At 56.3% G+C, this 18953-nt stretch carries 17 protein-coding genes; 11 read left to right on the top strand and 6 right to left on the bottom strand.

Annotation, left to right across the window (positions count from 1 at the left end):
• The first annotated feature begins 235 nt into the window (after positions 1-235).
• The gene (locus FO014_RS07345) at positions 236-580 is read left to right on the top strand and encodes a putative T6SS immunity periplasmic lipoprotein (RefSeq protein WP_246168094.1); all 345 of its coding nucleotides are present in this window, start codon (positions 236-238) and stop codon (positions 578-580) included.
• Positions 581-706: 126 nt separating this feature from the next.
• On the opposite strand, the gene FO014_RS07340 is transcribed toward FO014_RS07345, so the two are convergent.
• Both FO014_RS07340 and eat read right to left on the bottom strand, forming a co-directional pair.
• A complete protein-coding gene (locus FO014_RS07340; RefSeq protein ID WP_160028639.1) occupies positions 707-2047 on the bottom strand; it encodes an aspartate aminotransferase family protein in 1341 nt (446 codons plus the stop codon).
• A 32-nt stretch (positions 2048-2079) separates the two neighbouring features.
• Positions 2080-3444, bottom strand: a complete 1365-nt coding sequence (gene eat, locus FO014_RS07335) for an ethanolamine permease (protein ID WP_160028637.1) — start codon at positions 3442-3444, stop codon at positions 2080-2082.
• Positions 3445-3686: 242 nt separating this feature from the next.
• Here eat and FO014_RS07330 point away from each other — a divergent pair, with 242 nt between their 5' ends.
• From FO014_RS07330 to FO014_RS07305, 6 genes are all read left to right on the top strand, one after another.
• Positions 3687-4691, top strand: a complete 1005-nt coding sequence (locus FO014_RS07330; protein WP_160028635.1) for a phosphotransferase enzyme family protein — start codon at positions 3687-3689, stop codon at positions 4689-4691.
• Between the two features lie 142 nt (positions 4692-4833).
• A complete protein-coding gene (gene qhpR, locus FO014_RS07325; RefSeq protein WP_160028633.1) occupies positions 4834-5892 on the top strand; it encodes an AraC-like transcriptional regulator QhpR in 1059 nt (352 codons plus the stop codon).
• 252 nt (positions 5893-6144) lie between these two features.
• Positions 6145-6690 carry a type IV secretion protein Rhs gene (locus FO014_RS07320; RefSeq protein WP_160028631.1) on the top strand — a complete coding sequence of 182 codons (546 nt, stop codon included), beginning with the start codon at positions 6145-6147 and terminating at the stop codon, positions 6688-6690.
• 5 nt (positions 6691-6695) lie between these two features.
• Positions 6696-7085, top strand: a complete 390-nt coding sequence (locus FO014_RS07315; RefSeq protein ID WP_246168093.1) for a putative T6SS immunity periplasmic lipoprotein — start codon at positions 6696-6698, stop codon at positions 7083-7085.
• A gap of 66 nt (positions 7086-7151) precedes the next feature.
• A complete protein-coding gene (locus tag FO014_RS07310) occupies positions 7152-7568 on the top strand; it encodes a putative T6SS immunity periplasmic lipoprotein (protein ID WP_160028629.1) in 417 nt (138 codons plus the stop codon).
• A gap of 45 nt (positions 7569-7613) precedes the next feature.
• Positions 7614-8636 (top strand): hypothetical protein, encoded by a 1023-nt coding sequence (locus tag FO014_RS07305; RefSeq protein ID WP_160028627.1) that lies wholly within the window; start codon positions 7614-7616, stop codon positions 8634-8636.
• Between the two features lie 177 nt (positions 8637-8813).
• Here FO014_RS07305 and FO014_RS07300 read toward each other — a convergent pair whose 3' ends face one another.
• From FO014_RS07300 to surE, 3 genes are all read right to left on the bottom strand, one after another.
• Positions 8814-10211: a glycoside hydrolase family 1 protein gene (locus FO014_RS07300; RefSeq protein ID WP_160028625.1), complete on the bottom strand. Its 1398-nt coding sequence runs from the start codon at positions 10209-10211 to the stop codon at positions 8814-8816.
• Positions 10204-12093 carry a PTS beta-glucoside transporter subunit IIABC gene (gene bglF / locus FO014_RS07295; RefSeq protein ID WP_160028623.1) on the bottom strand — a complete coding sequence of 630 codons (1890 nt, stop codon included), beginning with the start codon at positions 12091-12093 and terminating at the stop codon, positions 10204-10206. Before bglF ends, FO014_RS07300 begins: the two co-directional genes overlap by 8 nt.
• Positions 12094-12238: 145 nt before the next feature.
• Positions 12239-13114: a 5'/3'-nucleotidase SurE gene (gene surE / locus FO014_RS07290; RefSeq protein ID WP_160028621.1), complete on the bottom strand. Its 876-nt coding sequence runs from the start codon at positions 13112-13114 to the stop codon at positions 12239-12241.
• Positions 13115-13684: 570 nt separating this feature from the next.
• On the opposite strand from surE, the gene FO014_RS07285 reads away from it, so the two are divergent.
• From FO014_RS07285 to licT, 3 genes are all read left to right on the top strand, one after another.
• Positions 13685-14476, top strand: a complete 792-nt coding sequence (locus tag FO014_RS07285; protein WP_160028619.1) for a histidine phosphatase family protein — start codon at positions 13685-13687, stop codon at positions 14474-14476.
• 90 nt (positions 14477-14566) lie between these two features.
• Positions 14567-15913: an OprD family outer membrane porin gene (locus tag FO014_RS07280; RefSeq protein ID WP_160031374.1), complete on the top strand. Its 1347-nt coding sequence runs from the start codon at positions 14567-14569 to the stop codon at positions 15911-15913.
• 186 nt (positions 15914-16099) lie between these two features.
• Entirely contained in the window at positions 16100-16945 is an 846-nt protein-coding gene (gene licT, locus FO014_RS07275; RefSeq protein WP_160028617.1) for a BglG family transcription antiterminator LicT, read from the top strand.
• Positions 16946-17115: 170 nt separating this feature from the next.
• Here the strand turns inward: licT and FO014_RS07270 are convergent, their stop codons facing one another.
• A complete protein-coding gene (locus tag FO014_RS07270; protein WP_160028615.1) occupies positions 17116-17913 on the bottom strand; it encodes an APH(3') family aminoglycoside O-phosphotransferase in 798 nt (265 codons plus the stop codon).
• A 227-nt stretch (positions 17914-18140) separates the two neighbouring features.
• On the opposite strand from FO014_RS07270, the gene FO014_RS07265 reads away from it, so the two are divergent.
• Positions 18141-18950, top strand: a complete 810-nt coding sequence (locus FO014_RS07265) for an HNH endonuclease (RefSeq protein WP_160031373.1) — start codon at positions 18141-18143, stop codon at positions 18948-18950.
• Positions 18951-18953 lie beyond the last annotated feature (3 nt).

Genomic DNA, 18953 nt, shown 5'->3' with positions numbered 1-18953 from the left:
CGCTACTGCAGCGGTAATAATACCGGGCAGGATGCGCAATAAGGTGGCCCGTGTTACGTAACCTGTTTACAGGATGCGTGTAAGACCCCACCGATTGACGGTTCGGCTGAGAAAGTGCTCTTATCTCATCTGGCTCAGGATGGCAGGATTCTTATATGGAAAATGAACAGGGCAAGTCATGAACAAATGGATATTATCAGGGGCAATACTCCTGCTAACGGGATGCCCCGGCCTGATGGATCCGGTAACGCTTACGCTGCCGGCGCAGGCTGCGGTGGTGGATAACCGGGTCTGCATCACCGTTCCGGCCGAAGAGGGGGAGAAGGTGTTCTCCGCCCAGTTTGGCAGCGATGCGGGGCAGGAGATGTATAAAACCTTTGGTGATGCGGATACGCAGCTCAAAGCGGTAAAGGGCGCATGCCTGCCCACCTTTGGTTTTGCGTTCCAGCCTGATAATACCTATGCCGTTTACTACCGTCTGGAAAAGAACCCCACGGAAAAAGGGCGGCTGTTTGCGGCACGCTTCTCCCTGACGCAAGATAACAACGGCAGGCTGCAAATAGTGCAGTACCAGAGATGAATGTTAGCGATGCTCGGCACCGCTACCACATCTTACCCCCAACACCAACTGAGCCAGGCTCTCTCCCTGACTCAGTTCATGCTGCTTCCTGAAGCTGGCGTTATGCCGCCCTCAGCCGCGTTGATCTTACCCACGTAAGCGGGTCAGGCAGCGGTCAAGCGCGCTCACCAGCCAGTCGATATCTGCCTCTTGGAAGCATAACGGCGGGCGCAGCTTAAGGACGTTGCCGTAAGGCCCGGCGACGGAGGTCAGCACAAACTCCTCGCGCAGCGCTTCGATCAGATTCAGCGCCAAAGCTTTATCCGGCTGCTTACTTTCCCGATCGGTGACCAGCTCGAAGCCAATAAACAGCCCTGCGCCGCGCACGTCGCCGACGCATTCATGCTTATCCTGCAAGGTGCGCAGCGCCGCCAGCAGCCGCTGGCCGGTATGCAGGCTGTGGGCCTGCAGCTCTTCCTGCTGAATCACGTTCAATACCGCCTGAGCCGCCGCCATGGCAACGGGGTTGCCGCCAAAGGTATTAAAATAGGGAAGCGCATCGCTGAACGACGCCAGCACCTCCGCCTTAGCCATCAGTCCCGAGACCGGGAAACCGTTGCCCATTGGCTTGCCGGTGGTCACGACATCCGGCACCACATCGTGGCGGGCAAATCCCCAGAATGCTTCGCCGGTGCGGGCAAAGCCGGGCTGGACTTCATCGGCAATAAAAATCCCGCCGTTTTTATGGACCACGTCGATCGCCGGCTGCAGAAAGCCGCGCGGGCCGGGCAATACGCCGTCGGAAGAGAAAATCGAGTCGGCCAGGAAGCCGGCAAACTTAATGCCGTGGGCCGCCATATCATCAATCTGCTTTTGTATCTCCGCCGCAAACCAGGCTCCGGGGTCGGCGTTCTGGTTGCGGTAAAAATCCGGCGCGGCCACTAAGCGGGTTGCGGCGGCCAGAGGCTGGCCGCTGCCCAGCGCCGGTGATACGCCGGAGGTGAGCGAACTGGTGCCGTGGTAGGCCTCGCGGGAGACAATAATCCCGGTGCCGCCGCTCCAGGCGTGGGCAATGCGAATCGCCAGGTCATTGGCCTCCGAGCCGGTGCACATATACATCGCCCGGTTGATTTCTGCGGGCAGGGTGGCAAGCAGCGACTCGCTGTAATCAAGAATATGTTCATGCAGATAGCGGGTATGGGTATTTAATTGCATCATCTGCTGGTGAACGGCGTCGATCACCGCCGGATGGCAGTGGCCGATACTGGCGACGTTGTTGTAAACATCCAGGTATTTATTCCCCTGTTTATCCCACAGATACTGGCCTTGGCCGCGCACCAGATGCACCGGATTACGGTAAAACAGCCGGTAGGACTCGCCGAGGATTTTGCTGCGTTTATCGGTTAAGCGGCGGATCTCCGGGGCCAGACTGTCGGAATGCTCGGCACGAAAGCTGTTGGTGTCCATGATGGTGGATTGTACGGTCATAATGACTCCTTGATTCAGGCGCAGAGGCGGACTTATTCGTTGGTTGCGGCAGCCGGAGTGCGGGCAAGCGCGTTTCTCCGGGCATGCGTGGTCAGAAAATAGAGATAACCCGCGACCATAAACGCCAGGAATAGCGCGCCAATCTGCGGGTTAAACCACAGCATGGCGGCCAGACAAACGACGGCGCAGCACAGGGCAATAGCGGGGATGAACGGGTAGCCCGGCGCCGTGTAGCTGCGGAGTAAGCCGGGTTCACTGCGGCGTAGCTTGAACAGGCTCAGCATGCTCATGATGTACATCACGATGGCGCCGAACACCGCCATGGTGATCATCGCGGCGGTCAGGCTCATGCCCTGCAGGCTGATGCCATCGGAGAAGATGGCCGCAATGCCAATGACGCCGCCGGCAAGTATCGCCCGGTGAGGGGTCTGAAAGCGCGACAGTTTAGCCAGCGCAGGGGGCAGATAACCGGAGCGGGCCAGCGCATAGAACTGGCGGGAATAGCCCATGATAATGCCGTGGAAGCTGGCGATCAGGCCAAACAGGCCGATCCACACCAGCATGTGCATCCAGCGGGAATCGTTGCCGACCAGCATTTTCATCGCCTGCGGCAGCGGGTCATTAATATCAGACAGGGTGCGCCAGTCGCCGGCGCCGCCGGCCAGCACCATCACGCCCACCGCCAGAACAACCAGCGTGATGATGCCGCTGATATAGGCTCTGGGGATGGTCCGGCGCGGGTCCTTGGCCTCTTCGGCGGCCATTGCCGCCCCCTCGATCGCGAGGAAAAACCAGATAGCGTAAGGGATCGCGGCAAAAATACCGGATACTGACGCGGCAGAGAAACTGTCGCTGCCTGCCCAGCCGTGGGCGACAAAGTTAGCCAGGCTGAAGCCCGGCGCGACAACCCTCATAAAGACAAAGAGTTCGATGACGGCCAGCAACGTAACCAGCAGTTCGAAGGTGGCGGCGATGCTGACGCCGACAATATTCAGCCCCATAAAGATCAGGTAGGCGCAGACCGCGACCAGTTTGGGGTTCAGCTCCGGGTACTGGACATTCAGGTAAGCGCCAATCGCCATGGCGATGGCCGGCGGGGCGAAGACAAACTCAACCAGCGTGGCGATACCGGCAATCAGGCCGCCGGTATCACCAAATGCACGGCGGCTATAGGCAAAGGGGCCGCCGGCTTGCGGGATCGCGGTGGTCAGTTCGGTAAAGCTAAAAATAAAGCAGGTATACATCAGGGCAATAAATAAGGTGGTGACCAGAAAGCCCAGCGTGCCTGCCGTTCCCCAGCCATAACTCCAGCCGAAATACTCACCGGAAATCACCAGCCCGACGGCAATTCCCCACAGCTGCAGGGTGCCGAGAGTAGGTTTAAGTGTATTTTTCATCACTGCATTCCCCGTCGGTGTCATAGAAGAAATGTGATGCCATTAACGCTGGCCTGTTGATAATGGCCCGCCGAACGGGGAAAAACTTGACCGCAGAAGACAGATGGCCGCCGGCTCATGTCAATTCAGGAGGTGAACGGGGGAAATGCGGGCTGTGGTCAACTTTCTCTGTCGCCGCGTCAAGCCAGCCCAAAAGGTTCAGCGCCATTCTGAAGCCACCTTCAGAAACAACGGAGCTGGACATGAGCGCGAAACAGTACGACACCCTGAGTAACGAGATGATCCTCCGGCTGGCCCATCAGGCGCTGGCCAATTATCCGCAATACGCGGGTGCCACGGTCCGGCTGCTGTGCCGTTCGGAAAATGCCACCCTGCAGGTGACCCATGCCGGCAGCCGGTTTGCGCTGCGCATTCATCGCGGCGATTATCACGATCGCCAGGATATTGAAAGCGAGCTGCTCTGGCTGGACGCCCTGCGCGAGGCCGGTATTGCGGTGCCGCAAGCGATCAGAGATGGCCGGGGAGAGCGGATTCAGCGGTTACCCCTGGCCGACGGCGGCCAGCGCTACAGCGTATTGTTTCACTGGATCGACGGGGAAATGCCGACGACCGGCATCGATCCGGCGGCCTTCCGTCAGTTGGGAAATATCACCGCGCGGCTACACCAGCACAGCCGCAGCTGGCAAAAGCCTGCGGGTTTTCGCCGCATTATCTGGGATCACCAGAGCATGGTATCGGCGGCCAGCCACTGGGGAGATTGGCGGGATGCGCCCGGCCTCGATCCACGGGAACATCAGCCGATCGAGGAGGCGATCCGGCACGTGGGCCGGCAGATGGCGGAGTTTGGTCAGTCGCCGCAGCACTATGGCCTGATTCATGCGGATCTGCGCTTAACCAATCTGCTGTTACATCATGGGGAAACCCGGGTGATTGATTTTGATGACTGCGGTATGGGCTGGTATCTGCATGATTTGGCTGCGGCCATCAGTTTTGTGGAGCACCATGCCAGCGCGCCGCAGTGGATCGAAAACTGGTTACGCGGATATGAGCAGGTTGCGCATATCAGCGATCGGGAACTGGCGATCGTTCCGGCGATGTTGATCCAGCGGCGTATCCAACTTACCGCATGGGTTGCCTCACACCGGGAAACGGAAATGGCGCAAAGCCTGGGAGCTGCCTGGAGCAGCCATACCGTGCGTTTGTGTCAACGCTATCTGGCCGGCGCGGCGTTACCGGTCGGCGTATGAACGCACACTCCTGGCGCATCCGGGGTAACCATGGTGCAAATCATCAGTGGGCGCTTTCATAATTGACTGATTATAAGAAAATTATGGTTGGTATATTTTTTGCTGGATAACTGCCTATACGTAGCCTTCAGTGGAATTAATCATGACCATGATGCAATCAGACAGTGCGTTGTCTGCGCTCTCCGGCGCAGTGGGTGGGCACCGCGGTGTGTTGTCGGCGGCCGCAACGGGGCTTAGTGATTTCATCGGTTCCCAGGGAGGGGACGTTGACCGAATTTTCGGTATCAGCGGTATTGATCCCGAGAACCTCTCCTGCCCAACCCTGAGTCTGGATCTGGTGAGCTATTGCCGGGTGATGGAGGAGGCGGCCCATCTGGCCGTTTGTGATAATTTCGGGCTTTATTACGGCCAGCAGTTCCGGCCGCAGTCATTAGGGCTTATCGGCTATATTGGCCTGTGCTCGGCCACTCTCGAGCAGGCGCTGCGCAATCTGGTCAGCGCCTTTCCGTTTCATCAGCACAACACGCTGATTCAACTGACCGAACGTCATGACAGCTGGCAGTTGGACTATCAGGTACGCCACGGGGCGATCCTCTCCCGGCGCCAAGATGCTGAGCTTACGCTGGGCATGTTTCTGAACCTTATCCGCCGCGCGGCAGGCAAGCACTGGGCGCCCAGAGAAGTGCATTTTGAACATCCCCGCCCTGAGCAGTGGCACGAGCACTGTAAGGTATTTGACGCCCCGGTTTATTTTGAGCAGCCGTTTAACTCCATGATCATTAATAAAGCCGACGTTGCGCGCAAAATGCCCGACCACGATCCGATGCTGCTGCTGGTCATGCAGGATGCGATCCGGCGTCTGAGCGCGGATCCGGTTAGCCAGTGCTGCGTTCACCTGACCCGGACCGGCATCCAGCTGCAGCTGGTCAATGGCGAACCGTCGCTTGAGGCGGTTGCTGAAAAGCAGGGGCTTTCCGCCTGGTCTTTGCAGCGGCGCCTGCGTGAGGAAAATACCAGCTTCAGCGCGCAGGTTGATCAGGTGCGTAAAGAGATGGCAATCCACTACCTGCGGCAGCAGCATCTTTCCGTTTCGGAAATGGCGCTGTTGCTGGGGTATTCCGAGGTGAGCGCCTTTTCGCGGGCATTTCGCCGCTGGTTTGGCTGTAGCCCCCGCTACTACCGCCAGTCCAGGACGGGTTAGCGGTTTTAATGCGGTGTACACGTGTAGCACTGAGGCCGGAAAGAAACGTTAGAGGTGGTGGATTATAGCGTTCATATTTGCAAAGCGGGGAAGTCTAATCGTTGTGGGAGCAATTAAAAATAGGGCTAGCTTGTTATATAAGAAAGTTCTTTGCTTAAAAATATTACGAGTTGTGCGTAAGAACTCACCGATTGACTGGCTTGGCTAAAAATGATCTTATTAAATCCTGTTCAGGACGACAGGGATTTTTATATGGAAAATGGACATGTAAACAAGGAAGGTTCACTGAGACGTTTGACTTTAGGTGAAATAGCGATGGCTCGCCGTGTATTTGGTGATTCTATTATATATAGCCGCGTATGGGTACATTGTGAAAGTTATCTTCCATTTGGACTACAGAATAAAAATGTAGCAATGGCTCCGAATGGAGAGCTTTGGCTTAGAAAGGATCTATATCGACACGATTTTTCTGTTAATACTGTCATTATTGAAGATAAACATTTATTTATTCATGAACTAGGGCATGTATGGCAACACCAGCATGGTCAATGGGTAAGAATGAGAGGTTTGTTCAGTTGGGCTGCAGAGTATCATTATCGGTTGGACAGAAAAAAACTCACTGATTATCCGCTTGAGCAACAAGCTTCTATCTTGGCTGATTATTGGTTATTGTTGGTCTATGGTATTGATAGATGGCGTTACTATCAGAAAACAAAGCCAATTGTTAAATACAGGGGAACAGATCATTTGCGGGAAATTCCTTCCCTTTATAAGAAAATTGTTACAGGTAAAGGATAATAATAATGATGAAATACTGTGCGCTAGCGGTTCTAGTTTTTCTGCTTACAGGCTGTCCCGGCCCTGCGGACAGAGCTGTACCCCGTATCCCCGCTTCCGTCGTTGTGAAGGACAACAGCATTTGCCCACTGTCGCCCATGCGGGCTGGCGAGCAGATAACCGCGCTGCAAATCTACAGCGATGCGGGTGATAAGTTGATTAAGCTGCTGGATGATGCCCCTGTCTATGCCCCACAAGACGGCTGTCTGCCACTATTTGGCTATGCATTTCTTCCCGGGAAAAATTACGTCGTCGCCTATGACGTGGCGGCCTTGAATCAGGCGGAGTCGCATTTGATTGTCGCTGAATTTTCTGTTTCCTCCGATCTCAACGGCAAGATTAGCGTTGGCGATTGATTGCATATGATTATCGTCATCACGTGCTTGATGGGGCGCAACCACTTTTAAATCATGGCTGCGATAATGAAAAAATTACTGGTTGTTAGCACATGCAGCATCTTCCTGACCGGTTGTATGCACCTGAACGATCCCAGACCAAAACATTTCCGGGCATCTGTCACCACCGTTGCTAATCAGGTTTGCATGATGGTGCAGCCGCAAGGGGATGAAAAGCTGATTAGCCTAACGATTAATGAGGTCGGCAATGATAAAAACCCGCTCAGCAAGGTTTACTATGACGATGCGATGACCATCCCGGCTGATGCGTGCGTGCCCACTTTTGGTTACCCGTTTAAGGCTGGGAAAGCCTATGCTTTCTCGGTGATTCTTGAGTCGCAGGCGAAAAGAAAACGGGGCATTCAGCCCGCTGCGCGCATCTACGGCGTCAGCTTTAGCCTGTGGGAAAACAACGGCAAGCTGGAGGCAAATGTGCTGCAATAGCGGGCACGGGGCAAACCGATTACGTCGAGTGCAGGAAAGGGGAAGATGGCGGCGACATACTGGTGGAAAGATCTTCTGGATCGTAACAATACCTGGCAAGGGCTGGAGCTGATGGTCCGGAGCGCAGAGGGCGCCGGGCAGGCGATGGAGATGCTCAGCGGCCACCATGGGCGCATGGCGCTGCAGGTGCGGGGAGATAACCTGTTCTGGGCTTCGATGCTGAAAGATCACTCCGGCGTCTGGCTGGTCATGAACGTTGAGCATCCTGGGCAGCAAGGACTCTTGCCGCCGGTAACCTCGCACGACGTGGAGTCGGCCAAAAACAAGGGGCAGGCGCAATGGACGGGCGAATGGTGCCGCTATTTTGCCCGCCAGCTGCTGGATGCGTCCACGCCGCTGTTGGCCCCGGGCCGTTGGCTGCTAAGGCCGATGAGCTCATCCCGGGAGCAGGGCACGCCTTTGGCAAGCTGGCGTTTTGATGCGCCGGCCAGCAGCATGGATATGGGGTGTGACTGGTGCCTGTATGGTGAAGATTTCCCCGATCTGGCTGAACCGGTGAAGGTGCGTCTGGTCGATTGGTGGTGGGGCGGTAATTTACTGCTTGGGCGTTATCCGGTGCAGGCAGAGGCCGGGCGGCTGAAATGGTGGCGCAAAAAGTGCCGTGAAGGTACGTTGCCGCCGATACTGGTTTGGTACATCGCCGGTCTGGCGTCGTTTGTGGTTCTGGACGGTCACTACCGCCTGCAGGCGGCGATAGAAGAGGGAATACCGCCGCAGTTTTTGGTGCTCAGCGAGCTGAAGGAACAGACATTGACCCCCGATCCGGAACATCGGGCGCGGGTTGCCGGTGCGCTGGAGCAGCAACTGCGTAAAAATCCCAAATGCAGCATAGACAGCGTCAACCACTCATTAATCAATCTGTACGATACCCGTTATCTGTATGCCGCCACCCACAGCCGCGCCGTTCTCGGTAATGGTGAGCGATGGGAGCAGGAGGTCAGCGCCTATCTGCGGCGTCATCAACTTGGCGCCTGTCTGGATAATATTCTTAACCGGGTTGACGATTAGGCGGTGGCTTCAGCACGTGAAGCAATATGTTTGTCGTGGGCGAGTTCTTTTATGCAGCGGTCTTAAATCAGTCGGCATCGCATGTGATCATCGCCGGGTTTTCTGTGTCTTCTGACAGCACACTGCCCTGGCAGGCCGATCAGGCGCAGCCCGCAGGCTGCGCTTATCATGATGAGGTTACCCCTTCAGCGTTCCGCCGTGGGTTTTAATCACCTGCTGATACCACCAGAAGCTGTCCTTGCGGCTGCGGTTCAGCGTGCCGGAACCGTCCTGGTTCAGGTCGACATAGATAAAGCCGTAGCGCTTGCTGACCTCCGCCTTGGAGGCGCTGATCAAATCTATCGGCCCCCATGAGGTATAGCCCATCAGCTCCACGCCGTCGTCGATCGCCTCGCGCACCTGCACCAGATGGTCGTTCAGGTAGCTGATGCGGTAGTCATCGTGAATCTGGCCGTCGGCGTCCGGCTGGTCATTGGCGCCCAGGCCGTTCTCCACGATAAACAGCGGCTTCTGGTAGCGATCCCACAGCGTATTAAGCAGCGTACGCAGGCCGAGCGGGTCAATCTGCCAGCCCCACTCCGAGCTGGCCAGATGCGGGTTGGGCACCATATCCAGAATATTGCCGCGCAGCTTCTCCACCAGCGCCGGGTCGGCGGTGACGCAGCCGGTCATATAGTAGCTGAAGGAGATAAAATCGACGGTGTGGCGCAGCGTCGCCAGGTCTTCCGGCAGAATCTGCAGGCTGATGTCATGCTCGCGGAAGTAACGCTGCATATAGCCGGGATAGGCGCCGCGGCACTGCACATCGCCAAAGAACTGCCAGCTGCGGTTGTCCTGCAGCGTGGCGAACACGTCCTCCGGCTTGCTGGAGAGCGGATAGGTCAGGCCGCCCAACAGCATATTGCCGATGCGCGCGTCCGGGATCAGTTCGTGGCAGGCCTTCACCGCCAGGCCGCTGGCCACCAGCTGGTGGTGTATTGCCTGATACACCGCCGTGCGGCTGCTGCCCTCCGGCAGGCCGACGCCGGTCATCGGCGCGTGCAGCGACATATTAATCTCATTAAAGGTCAGCCACAGTTTTACCTTGTCGCGGTAGCGGTTGAACACCGTGCGGGCATAACGCTCAAAGAAGGCGATGACTTTACGGTTGCCCCAGCCGCCGTAGTTCTCCACCAGCGCCCAGGGCATCTCGTAGTGCGACAGCGTCACCAGCGGCTGAATATTGTGGCGCGCCAGCTCATCGAACAGCCTGTCGTACCAGGCCAGCCCGGCTTCGTTCGGCTCCTGCTCGTCGCCCTGCGGGAAAATACGCGTCCAGGCGATGGACACCCGCAGGCAGCTGAAGCCCATTTCGGCGAACAGGGCGATATCCTCCGGGTAGCGGTGGTAAAAGTCGATGGCGACGTCTTTAATGCTGAAGTCGCCGGGCGTGCGCTCACGCACCTGGCCGAACACGCCGTCCGGCATCACGTCCGAGGTCGACAGCCCTTTGCCGTCCGTCAGATAGGCGCCTTCAACCTGGTTGGCCGCCAGCGCGCCGCCCCATAAAAAACCGTCCGGGAATGTCTTATTCATGGTTATCTCCTTTGTTGTTGCGCTTAACCTGCAGGAACGACGCGCCTGCATGCACATCAGGGGTCGGATAGATGTTCTCCACGCCGGCGTAATCCTCGCTGTTGCTGATGATCACCGGGGTGCTGAGGTCGTAGCCGGCGCGCAGAATCGCCTCGCGATCGAACTCCACCAGCAGGTCGCCGGGGGCGATTTTGTCGCCCTCTTTGATATGGGCGGTAAAGTGCTCACCGTTCAGTTTTACCGTATCGATGCCGACGTGGATCAGCACCTCGATGCCGCTGTCGCTCAGCAGGCCGAGGGCGTGCTTGGTGGAAAACAGCGACGCCACCTCGCCGTGAAACGGCGCCACCACCCGTCCTTCGGCGGGAATGATCGCCGCGCCCTGGCCCATTAGGCCGCTGGCGAAGGTCGGGTCCGGCACCGCATCCAGCGCGACGGCCACGCCGGTCAGCGGCGCCAGAATATCGTCGTCGCCGGCGGCGGCCGGCGCTGCGGCGGCGTCTTCAGCCGTTGCCGGCTGTTTCGGCAGCCCGGCGATCAGAGTCAGCAGCGCGGCCAGCACCAACGCCACCACGACGCCGATAATTGCGCCCCATACCGTGGTGTCGAAGCCGTTGGCGGGGATGAGCTGCGCCAGTGTAAAGATGCTGGCCAGACCAAAGGAATAAACTTTGCTTTGGGCAAGGGCGATGATTGCGCCGCCAACCGCGCCGCCGACGCAGCCAAAAATAAACGGGCGGCGGTTAGGCAGCGTGACGCCGTACACCACGGGTTCGGTAATGCCGAACACGCCGGCGACGGCGCCGGAGCCGGCCAGCGTTTTCAGACGCGGGTCACGGGTCTTCAGGAATACGCCGAGCGCGGCGCCCACCTGGCCAAATACCGCCGGCAGCAGCAGCGGGATCATCGGGTCATGACCCAACACCGCCATGTTGTTCATCATCAGCGGCACCAGCCCCCAGTGCAGGCCGAAGATCACGCAAACCTGCCACAGCGCGCCGAGAATGCCGCCCGCCAGCCACGGCGCGAATTGATAAACCACCTGGAAACCGGCGGCCAGCAGTTCGCCCAGTCCGGTCGCCAGCGGCCCGATGACCAGAAAAGTCAGCGGTACGGTGACCAGCAGGCAAAGCAGCGGCGTGAAGAAGTTTTTCACCGCCGACGGCATCACTTTGTTGCTCTGACGCTCCAGCCAGCAGCAGAACCAGGCGGAGGCGATAATCGGGATCACCGAGGAGACGTAATTAATCAGCACCACGGGGATGCCGAAAAAAGTGATGGTTTCGCCCGCGCTGCTGGCATGGAACGCCTCCAGCATCAGCGGGTGCACCAGCGCGCCGCCGATCACCATGGTCAGGAACGGGTTGCCGCCGAATTTTTTACCGGCGGTGTAGCCCAGCACGATCGGCAGGAAGTAGAACAGCGCGTCGCTGGCGGCAAACAGCATGCGGTAGGCGCCGCTGCTCTCGCTCAGCAAGCCGCCGACCAGGCTGAGGGCAAGAAAGCCTTTTAAGATACCCGATGCCGCCATCACGCCGAGGAACGGGGTGAAAATGCCGGAAACCACATCGATAAAGCGCGCCAGCAGGCTGGATTTCTCCCCCTGCTGCGGCGCGGCTGCCGGCGACTCGTCGTTCAGCCCCGCGGCGCGGCAGACCGCCTGATACACCTCGTGCACATGGTTGCCGATCACCACCTGAAATTGCCCGCCGCTTTCGACCACCATAATCACGCCGGGGTTGTTCTTCAGCCCGGCGGCGTCCGCCAGGGTTGAGTCATTAAGTTTAAACCGCAGCCGGGTTGCACAGTGGACGAGGCTGATAATATTTTCGCGCCCGCCGACACCTTGCAGAATGTCGCCGGCCAACTCCTGATATTTCATCGTTATTCCCATTACTTAACTGAGTCACAAAAATCTGCTGGCGGCGTCGGCATCGCGCGCGGCGCATCAGGTTTTGCCTGCACATGCAGTGACAATCCATTATCCAGAAAGAGAGTTAACGCTTCGGCTGACCGATAGACGCACGTTATTTGCCCAGCAAGGCCTCATACTGCGGCTGGAACTGCGGTGCGTTCCAGGAACCGCTAAAGAGGGTGTAGGTGATATACCCCTTATTCAGCCAGCCGCTGTCGTTATCGGCGGTTGTCGGTTCCAGCGCGGCAGGGTTCATGGTTTGCTGCGCCGTGCCGTCTGGCCGTAGCTGGTAACCGATCTGCGGCGTCGGGTATTGTTCGTTGCCGATGTAGTGCACCCCTTTTATTTCTGACTCCGGCAGCGGCGGGTAGTTGATGCTCAGGCCGGAGCCTTTTGGCAGTACGGCGGCGCCGGCCTGACGGGCGCTGTTGAGTTTGTCCACCATGTCGACCACGTAGTCCACGGCGTCTGGCCAGTATTGATGTGTGCTCGGCCAGTTGTTGTCCATTTCCTGTTGCGTAAAGCGGTAGCCGATACTGGCGGCGATGGCCGGAAAACCGTAACGTACAGCCCGCGCTGCGGCGCTGACGGTGCCGGAGTTCACCTGGGCCATACCGGTATTCGGGCCGTCGTTAACGCCGGAGATCACCAGATCGGGCGCTGCGTTTTGCAGTACGCCCCACAGGCCGAAGTCCAGCGCGTCAGCCGGGGTGCCCGGGAAGCAGTAGCGCTTATCGCCCATTTTTTTGACGTTGAAAATTTTGCCGGGCTTAAAGGTGATGGCGGAACCAATGCCGCTCTGGTTGGTGGCCGGCGCAACCAGCCAGACATCGTATCCCTTGGCGGTCAGCTTATCCTGCAGGGTTGTGGTGCCGATGGATTCGCAGCCATCGTCATTAACCAGCAGAATTTTCATTGGCTTCTCAATGGCATGTGCGGTTGTCGCCAGTGCTCCCAGCATTACGGCAGTCAGTATTTTTGTTTTCATAACGTTTCCTTGATGAGCCGAGGCCTAGGTTGAATAAAAAGCAAAAAAAAACCTAAGAAACCTGATCGCAACGGCCGCGACAGGTCTCTTAGGTTTTGCCTGAATCAGTAACAATCCCGATAGAGTGGACAGGAAAATAACCCTCATGGCATCAGGAGTCCAGAGCATGTGGCTTTATTTTGTGATGGGGATCAATAAATATGGTGCAATGTGCCATGTAATGCGGCGCCGCATTTTATCAGCCATATTGAGCCGGAATGAGAGACGTGTTTACCTTAACGCAGGCCATTAACGCCTTTATTTAACTCGGCGAATGTACATTATTTTATCCGCTCGTTTGATATGAGAAAGATCACATTTCAGCATGGATAAAATAAAAATATCGTGTGATTTATTTGGGGCGGTGTTAACGTTTTCGGACGTTGGATTGTTACTGTTTATTACAGGCAAAACCTACGCTGGGTATCACGCAACGCGACTGTCATTGACGTAATGCGTTTCGTTACCCGGCGTAGGTTTTTTTGTTTCTTGCTCCACCAGGGAAAGTTTTGCACAGAGGATAACTTAAAAATGAAAAAATGGTTAGCGGCACTGATATTATGTACCAGTACGGCGGCAGGCGCAGCAGAGAATATTACACCGCCGCCGTCAGAAGAGGCGATAAATATTTATTTTGCGCGCCATGGCAAAACGCTGTTTAACACCTTCGATCGCGTACAGGGATGGGCGGACTCGCCGCTGACCGAGGACGGCATCCGCGTGGCGCGCTATCTGGGCGAAGGGCTGAAAGGCATCAAATTCGACAGTTATTACTCCAGCGACGCCGGCCGTCAGCGTGAAACCATGGCGGTTATTTTACGCCAGGCAGGGGTAAAAGATTACCAGCTAACCGAGCTGCCCGGCCTGCGCGAGGCCTTCTTCGGGGGCTTTGAGGGCGGCTGGAATAAAGATATGGCGGACGCCGGCGCGCGGCAGCTGGGGATGAAAGACGGCGGCGAGCTGTTCAGCAAAATGAAGGCAGGCGAGCTGACGCAGGATAAGAGTCAGAACGCGCTGGCGGCGGCGGACCCGAAAGGGATGGCGGAAAATTATCAGCAGGTGAAACAGAGAACGCAGGCGGCGCTGCGCACTATTGTCGATAATGCCAAAGCGCACGGTGATAAAAATGTACTGGCGATTTCCTCCGGCACCTCGATGCAGATTATGATTTCTGATTTGACCGAGGATCCGGCTAAGAATAAACCGTTGTCGAACGCCGCGGTGGTCAAAGTGGTTTATCAGAACGGCAAATATACGGTGCCGGAAATTGGCTCGATGAAATATGTTGAAGCCGGCAAGCAGGCGCTCGATAAAAATAAATAATTATAAAAACCCTTAAACATTACAAGGACGAATAGGCCAGGGGAAATAACCCTGGCCGGGATCGCTACGATCATACTTTGGGGATTGATGATGAAAATTAATTTATTAACCATCGCGTTAGCGACGTGGGTTATTCCCGCCTGCGCCTGGTCATCTTCAGCTGATACGCGTATTCAGGAAAAAGATGTCATTGACCAGGTGCTGGCAGACCCCTTTTTTACTCAGTCGCAGATGACGCTGTCGCTGAAAAATTACTGGAAATATCTGAAGGAAGACAACACCGAACCGAAAAAAGTGCATAACGCCTGGGGGCAGGGCGTGGCTGTGGACTATCAGTCCGGCTATTTTGCCGACGTGATTGGCGTGGATGTGGTGTATTACGGTGCGGTGAAACTGGGCGCCAGCGACTATTTTAATACGCGCGGCGTGCTGTATAACAACGGCAGTGGTAATAATAAAGGCAACGCCGAAGGGTATAGCAAATTTGGCCAGCGCAACCTCAAATTCAAGTACGCGCTCGGCGACGTAGGGTTACATGCCCGCTGGGGCTGGCAGGTGATGAAAAATGTCGGCGTGATCTCTACCTCCACGCGTCTGTCGCCGACCACCTATTCAGGCTGGCTGGGGGCCGTCGACTATGACGGGTTAACCCTGCGCGGCGCGTATATCGAAAGCTCAATGGACCGCAATTCGCCGGATAAAAAACGCTTTCAGACCAACACCGGTAAATACATTAACCATATCGCCAGCGGCGACCTGTCATGGAAAAGCAAACGGTGGGATCTGAAATACGGCTACGGTGAAAGCGAAAATTATCTGCAGCGCCACATCCTGCAGGCGCATGTTATGCCAGCAGAACGCTTAAAGTTCGGTGCGCAAATCTATGACACCCATGCGCTGGAGGAGTATAAAGCGATGCCGGCCGGCAAGCGTGATTTTGATAATCACGCGCGCCATTATACGCTGGAAGCCGGCTGGCGGGCGGATAATTGGAGCACCAAATGGGGGCTGGGTTATACCGACGCCAAAAAAGAGCATCAGGTGGGGTTTTATCCGCGCCACATGAGTAAAAACTCCCGCGGTACTTTCAGCTCGATGGCGTATGCCGGCGATGACTACATGCGTGACGGCGAGGTGATGCTGGCGAATATCTCGGACTATAAGCTGACGCCAGATTTTGCGGTAGGCCTGGCGGGCAATATCGGCCAGTTCAATTATAAAGGCAACCACGTGCGCACCGGGGAAATCAACGCCTTTACCCGCTGGACGCCTTCTCAGATGCCGCTGAAGAACCTGACCGTCTGGACCATGTTCGGGCCGGGCTGGTCGTATAAAGCCAGTGGTAAAACGCCGGTGCTGAATGATGACGGCCGCTATATGCGCTCCCACACCCTCTCTTCCGAGGTGATTATCGAATACAAATTTAAACTGTTCTGATCCCGATATGGCGACGCCGTCCCGCGTCGTTTTTATTCGCGATCCCGCTCACGTTTCTCCCGCTGCAAACGCCCCCGGGCGGGGGAAAATGGTAGATTGCAGACGTGGATTGTTACTGCTAAACGCAGGCAAAACCTGATTTCCCGGCCTTCGTCGGGGTCAGGTTTTTTTGTTTCCGGGGTTCAGATGAAAATCGCCAAAATACTTAATAATAATGTGGTGGTGGTTCTGGGTGAGCATCAGCGTGAGCAGGTGGTGATGGGGCGCGGGCTGGCGTTTCAGAAGCGCGTAGGCGACCCGTTGGATGCTGCCATGATTGAAAAAGTGTTCGCGCTGCAGAGCGACGAGCTGGTCAGCCGGCTGGGCGAGCTGCTCAGCCAGATTCCGCTGGAGGTGATGACCGCCTGCGACCGTATTATCGAGCTGGCGCGCGCGCGTCTGGGGAAGCTGCAGGAAAGCCTGTATATCACCCTGACCGACCACTGCCACTACGCCATTGAACGGCAAAAGAGCGGGCTGGCGATCAAGAACGCGCTGCTGTGGGAAACCAAACGCCTCTATCCCAGGGAGTTTGAGCTGGGCCAGGAAGCGCGGGCCATCATCGCCCGGCGGCTCGGCGTGGAGCTGGACGAGGACGAGGCCGGTTTTATCGCCCTGCATCTGGTCACCGCGCAGCTAAACAGCGCGATGCCGGAGGTGATGCACGTGACCCGGGTGATGCAGGAGATCCTGCAGCTGGTGAAGTACCAGCTGCGGCTGGAGTATGATGAAGAGTCGCTCAGCTACCAGCGCTTTGTCACCCACCTGAAGTTTTTCGCCCAGCGCATGCTGACGCGCACAGTGGTGCCGGACGACGACGTCACCCTGCACGGTGCGGTGAAGGACAACTACGCCAAAGCCTGGAAGTGCGCGGAGAAAATTGCGCAGCACCTGCGCAGCGGCTATCAGCGCGATCTGACGACGGAAGAGATTATGTTCCTGACTATCCATATCGAGCGGGTACGCAAAGAGGGCAACAAGCGAACGGGGTGATTTACCTTGCCGATGCCGTTGTAGTTGTTAAACGCATCGCGGAATCATTTTGCAGCGTTAATGATTAGAACCGCTCCTCATCATCTTGCGGCTGGGCATCCCGCATCTTCTTTTTGCCGTTTTATACGGCTTGCTGGCAGCCAGGCTTAACCATCGTGTTTGCCGTCGCCTCAGAAAAACTCATCCAGCAGCCGGTAATAAGCCAGGCGCGCTTCATCCGGTACGATGCCATACGTGCGGAAAAACGGCGTCACCCAGGCGCTGCCCAGGTTGTAGCCGATGCTGCGCGCCGCCAGGGCCAGATCCTGATAGCGGTCGGCATAGCCCAGATGGCCGCAGTCGATAAAGCCGCTAAAGCGATCGCCGTCCGCCATCAGGTTAGGCAGGCACGGATCGCCGTGGGTCACCACTATATCTTCCGCCTCCGGCGCGGGGCGTCCGGCCAGCAACGTTGCGAACAGCTCGGCGGCGGATTTGCCCTGTCGGCTGGGGTCGAAGTCCGACTCGTCCACCAGGCCGCTCTGCAGGCGCTGCTGCGCCTGTGGGATCAGTACGCTCAGGCGCTGATCGAACGGACAGGCGCGATAGGGCAGATCATGCAGCTGCCGCAGCGCCTGCGCCATGATGGCGACCACCCGTTCAGGCGGCAGCAACGGCTCAGAGGCCAGATCCCGCCCCGGCAGGGCGCTCATCAGTAGCCAGTGATGCTCGGCGTGGCGGGTAAATTCCACCACCGCAGGTACCGCCAGCCCCTGCTGGCCCATCCAGCTCAGCTTTTCCACCTCGGCCGGCAGCCCGCTAAACGCACCGACCCGTTCCGATTTTAAAAACAGGTCCTCATTGTACCGCCGCCTCAGGCGGAAGACGTCCGCATCAGAGCGGCCGATATGCTGCCGCTCAAGGTGGCCCTGTTCCAGCAGCGGCTGCCAGGCCGGGGGGAAGAGCGGGGTGGTTGGAATATTTGCCATAAAATCCTCTGGAGAGATGCGCCGTTTGCTTGACCGTAGCGTATGCCGAGTTATTTCCTACGATTAGATGTGCTATAACGAATATATAAGAATGAATTTAGAACATATTGTTATAATATCCTGGCCATGTTAGAAGGTTATCAATTTATAATATGTATTATATTTCCCTTCTTGTTGTGATTCATTTCTGTTATATATCATGTGAATTCTTTGGTGTGAGATTTTATATGCTATTTAGCGTAATTGCAGAAATGGATGAGTCGAAGTGGGATGATAAGCCGGGCGAGGAGTACCATTTCCCGAAACGTTACGCCAAAATGCTTATGCCTGGTACGAGGGTCGTTTACTATAAGGGACGTTTGAGGGATCGGCAGTTTCGTGGACAACGTCTTTCTGATGAGCCGCACTATTTTGCCATTGCTACAATAGCCAATGTTTACCCCGACCCTAATGCGAAACGGGGAGAGTTGTACGCCATAGTGAAAGATTTTCAACCGTTTACTCAGCCATTATTGGCCAAAAACCACCAAGGCTATTTTGAAGAGATACCGGCTAACCGGCAGTCTAATTATTGGCGCGATGGGGTTCGTCCCATTGACCAAGGTATCTTTCAAAAAATCCTCGAACAAGCGCACCTTGGCTCAGTCGTACAGCCAGAAACGGACGTTGATACGGATGACAACACCCACTTAGAATCGGCTAGCTATCGAGAAGGTGGAAAAATACGCTACTTTAACACCAAATATGAGCGTGACCCGCAGCTACGGCGTGCGGCGGTGAAGTTACATGGTGTTACTTGCAGCGCCTGCGGCTTTAATTTTAAAGATTTTTATGGCGATTATGCCGAAGGGTTTATTCATATCCACCATATTCAGCCCGTGTCTGAATTTGGTGGTGAGAAAGAGGTAAACCCTGTAACAGATTTAGTACCGCTCTGTGCCAATTGTCACAGTATTATTCATCGTAGAAAAGATAGAACTCTGTCGGTCGATGAACTAAAAGTGATGATTGCATCAAACAAGGACGTCAAAACGTAGCAT

Source organism: Serratia rhizosphaerae (genome assembly GCF_009817885.1).
Taxonomy (GTDB): Bacteria; Pseudomonadota; Gammaproteobacteria; order Enterobacterales; family Enterobacteriaceae; genus Serratia_B; species Serratia_B rhizosphaerae.
Note: the sequence above shows the minus strand (reverse complement) of the source record. Positions and strands in the feature narration are given on the sequence as shown.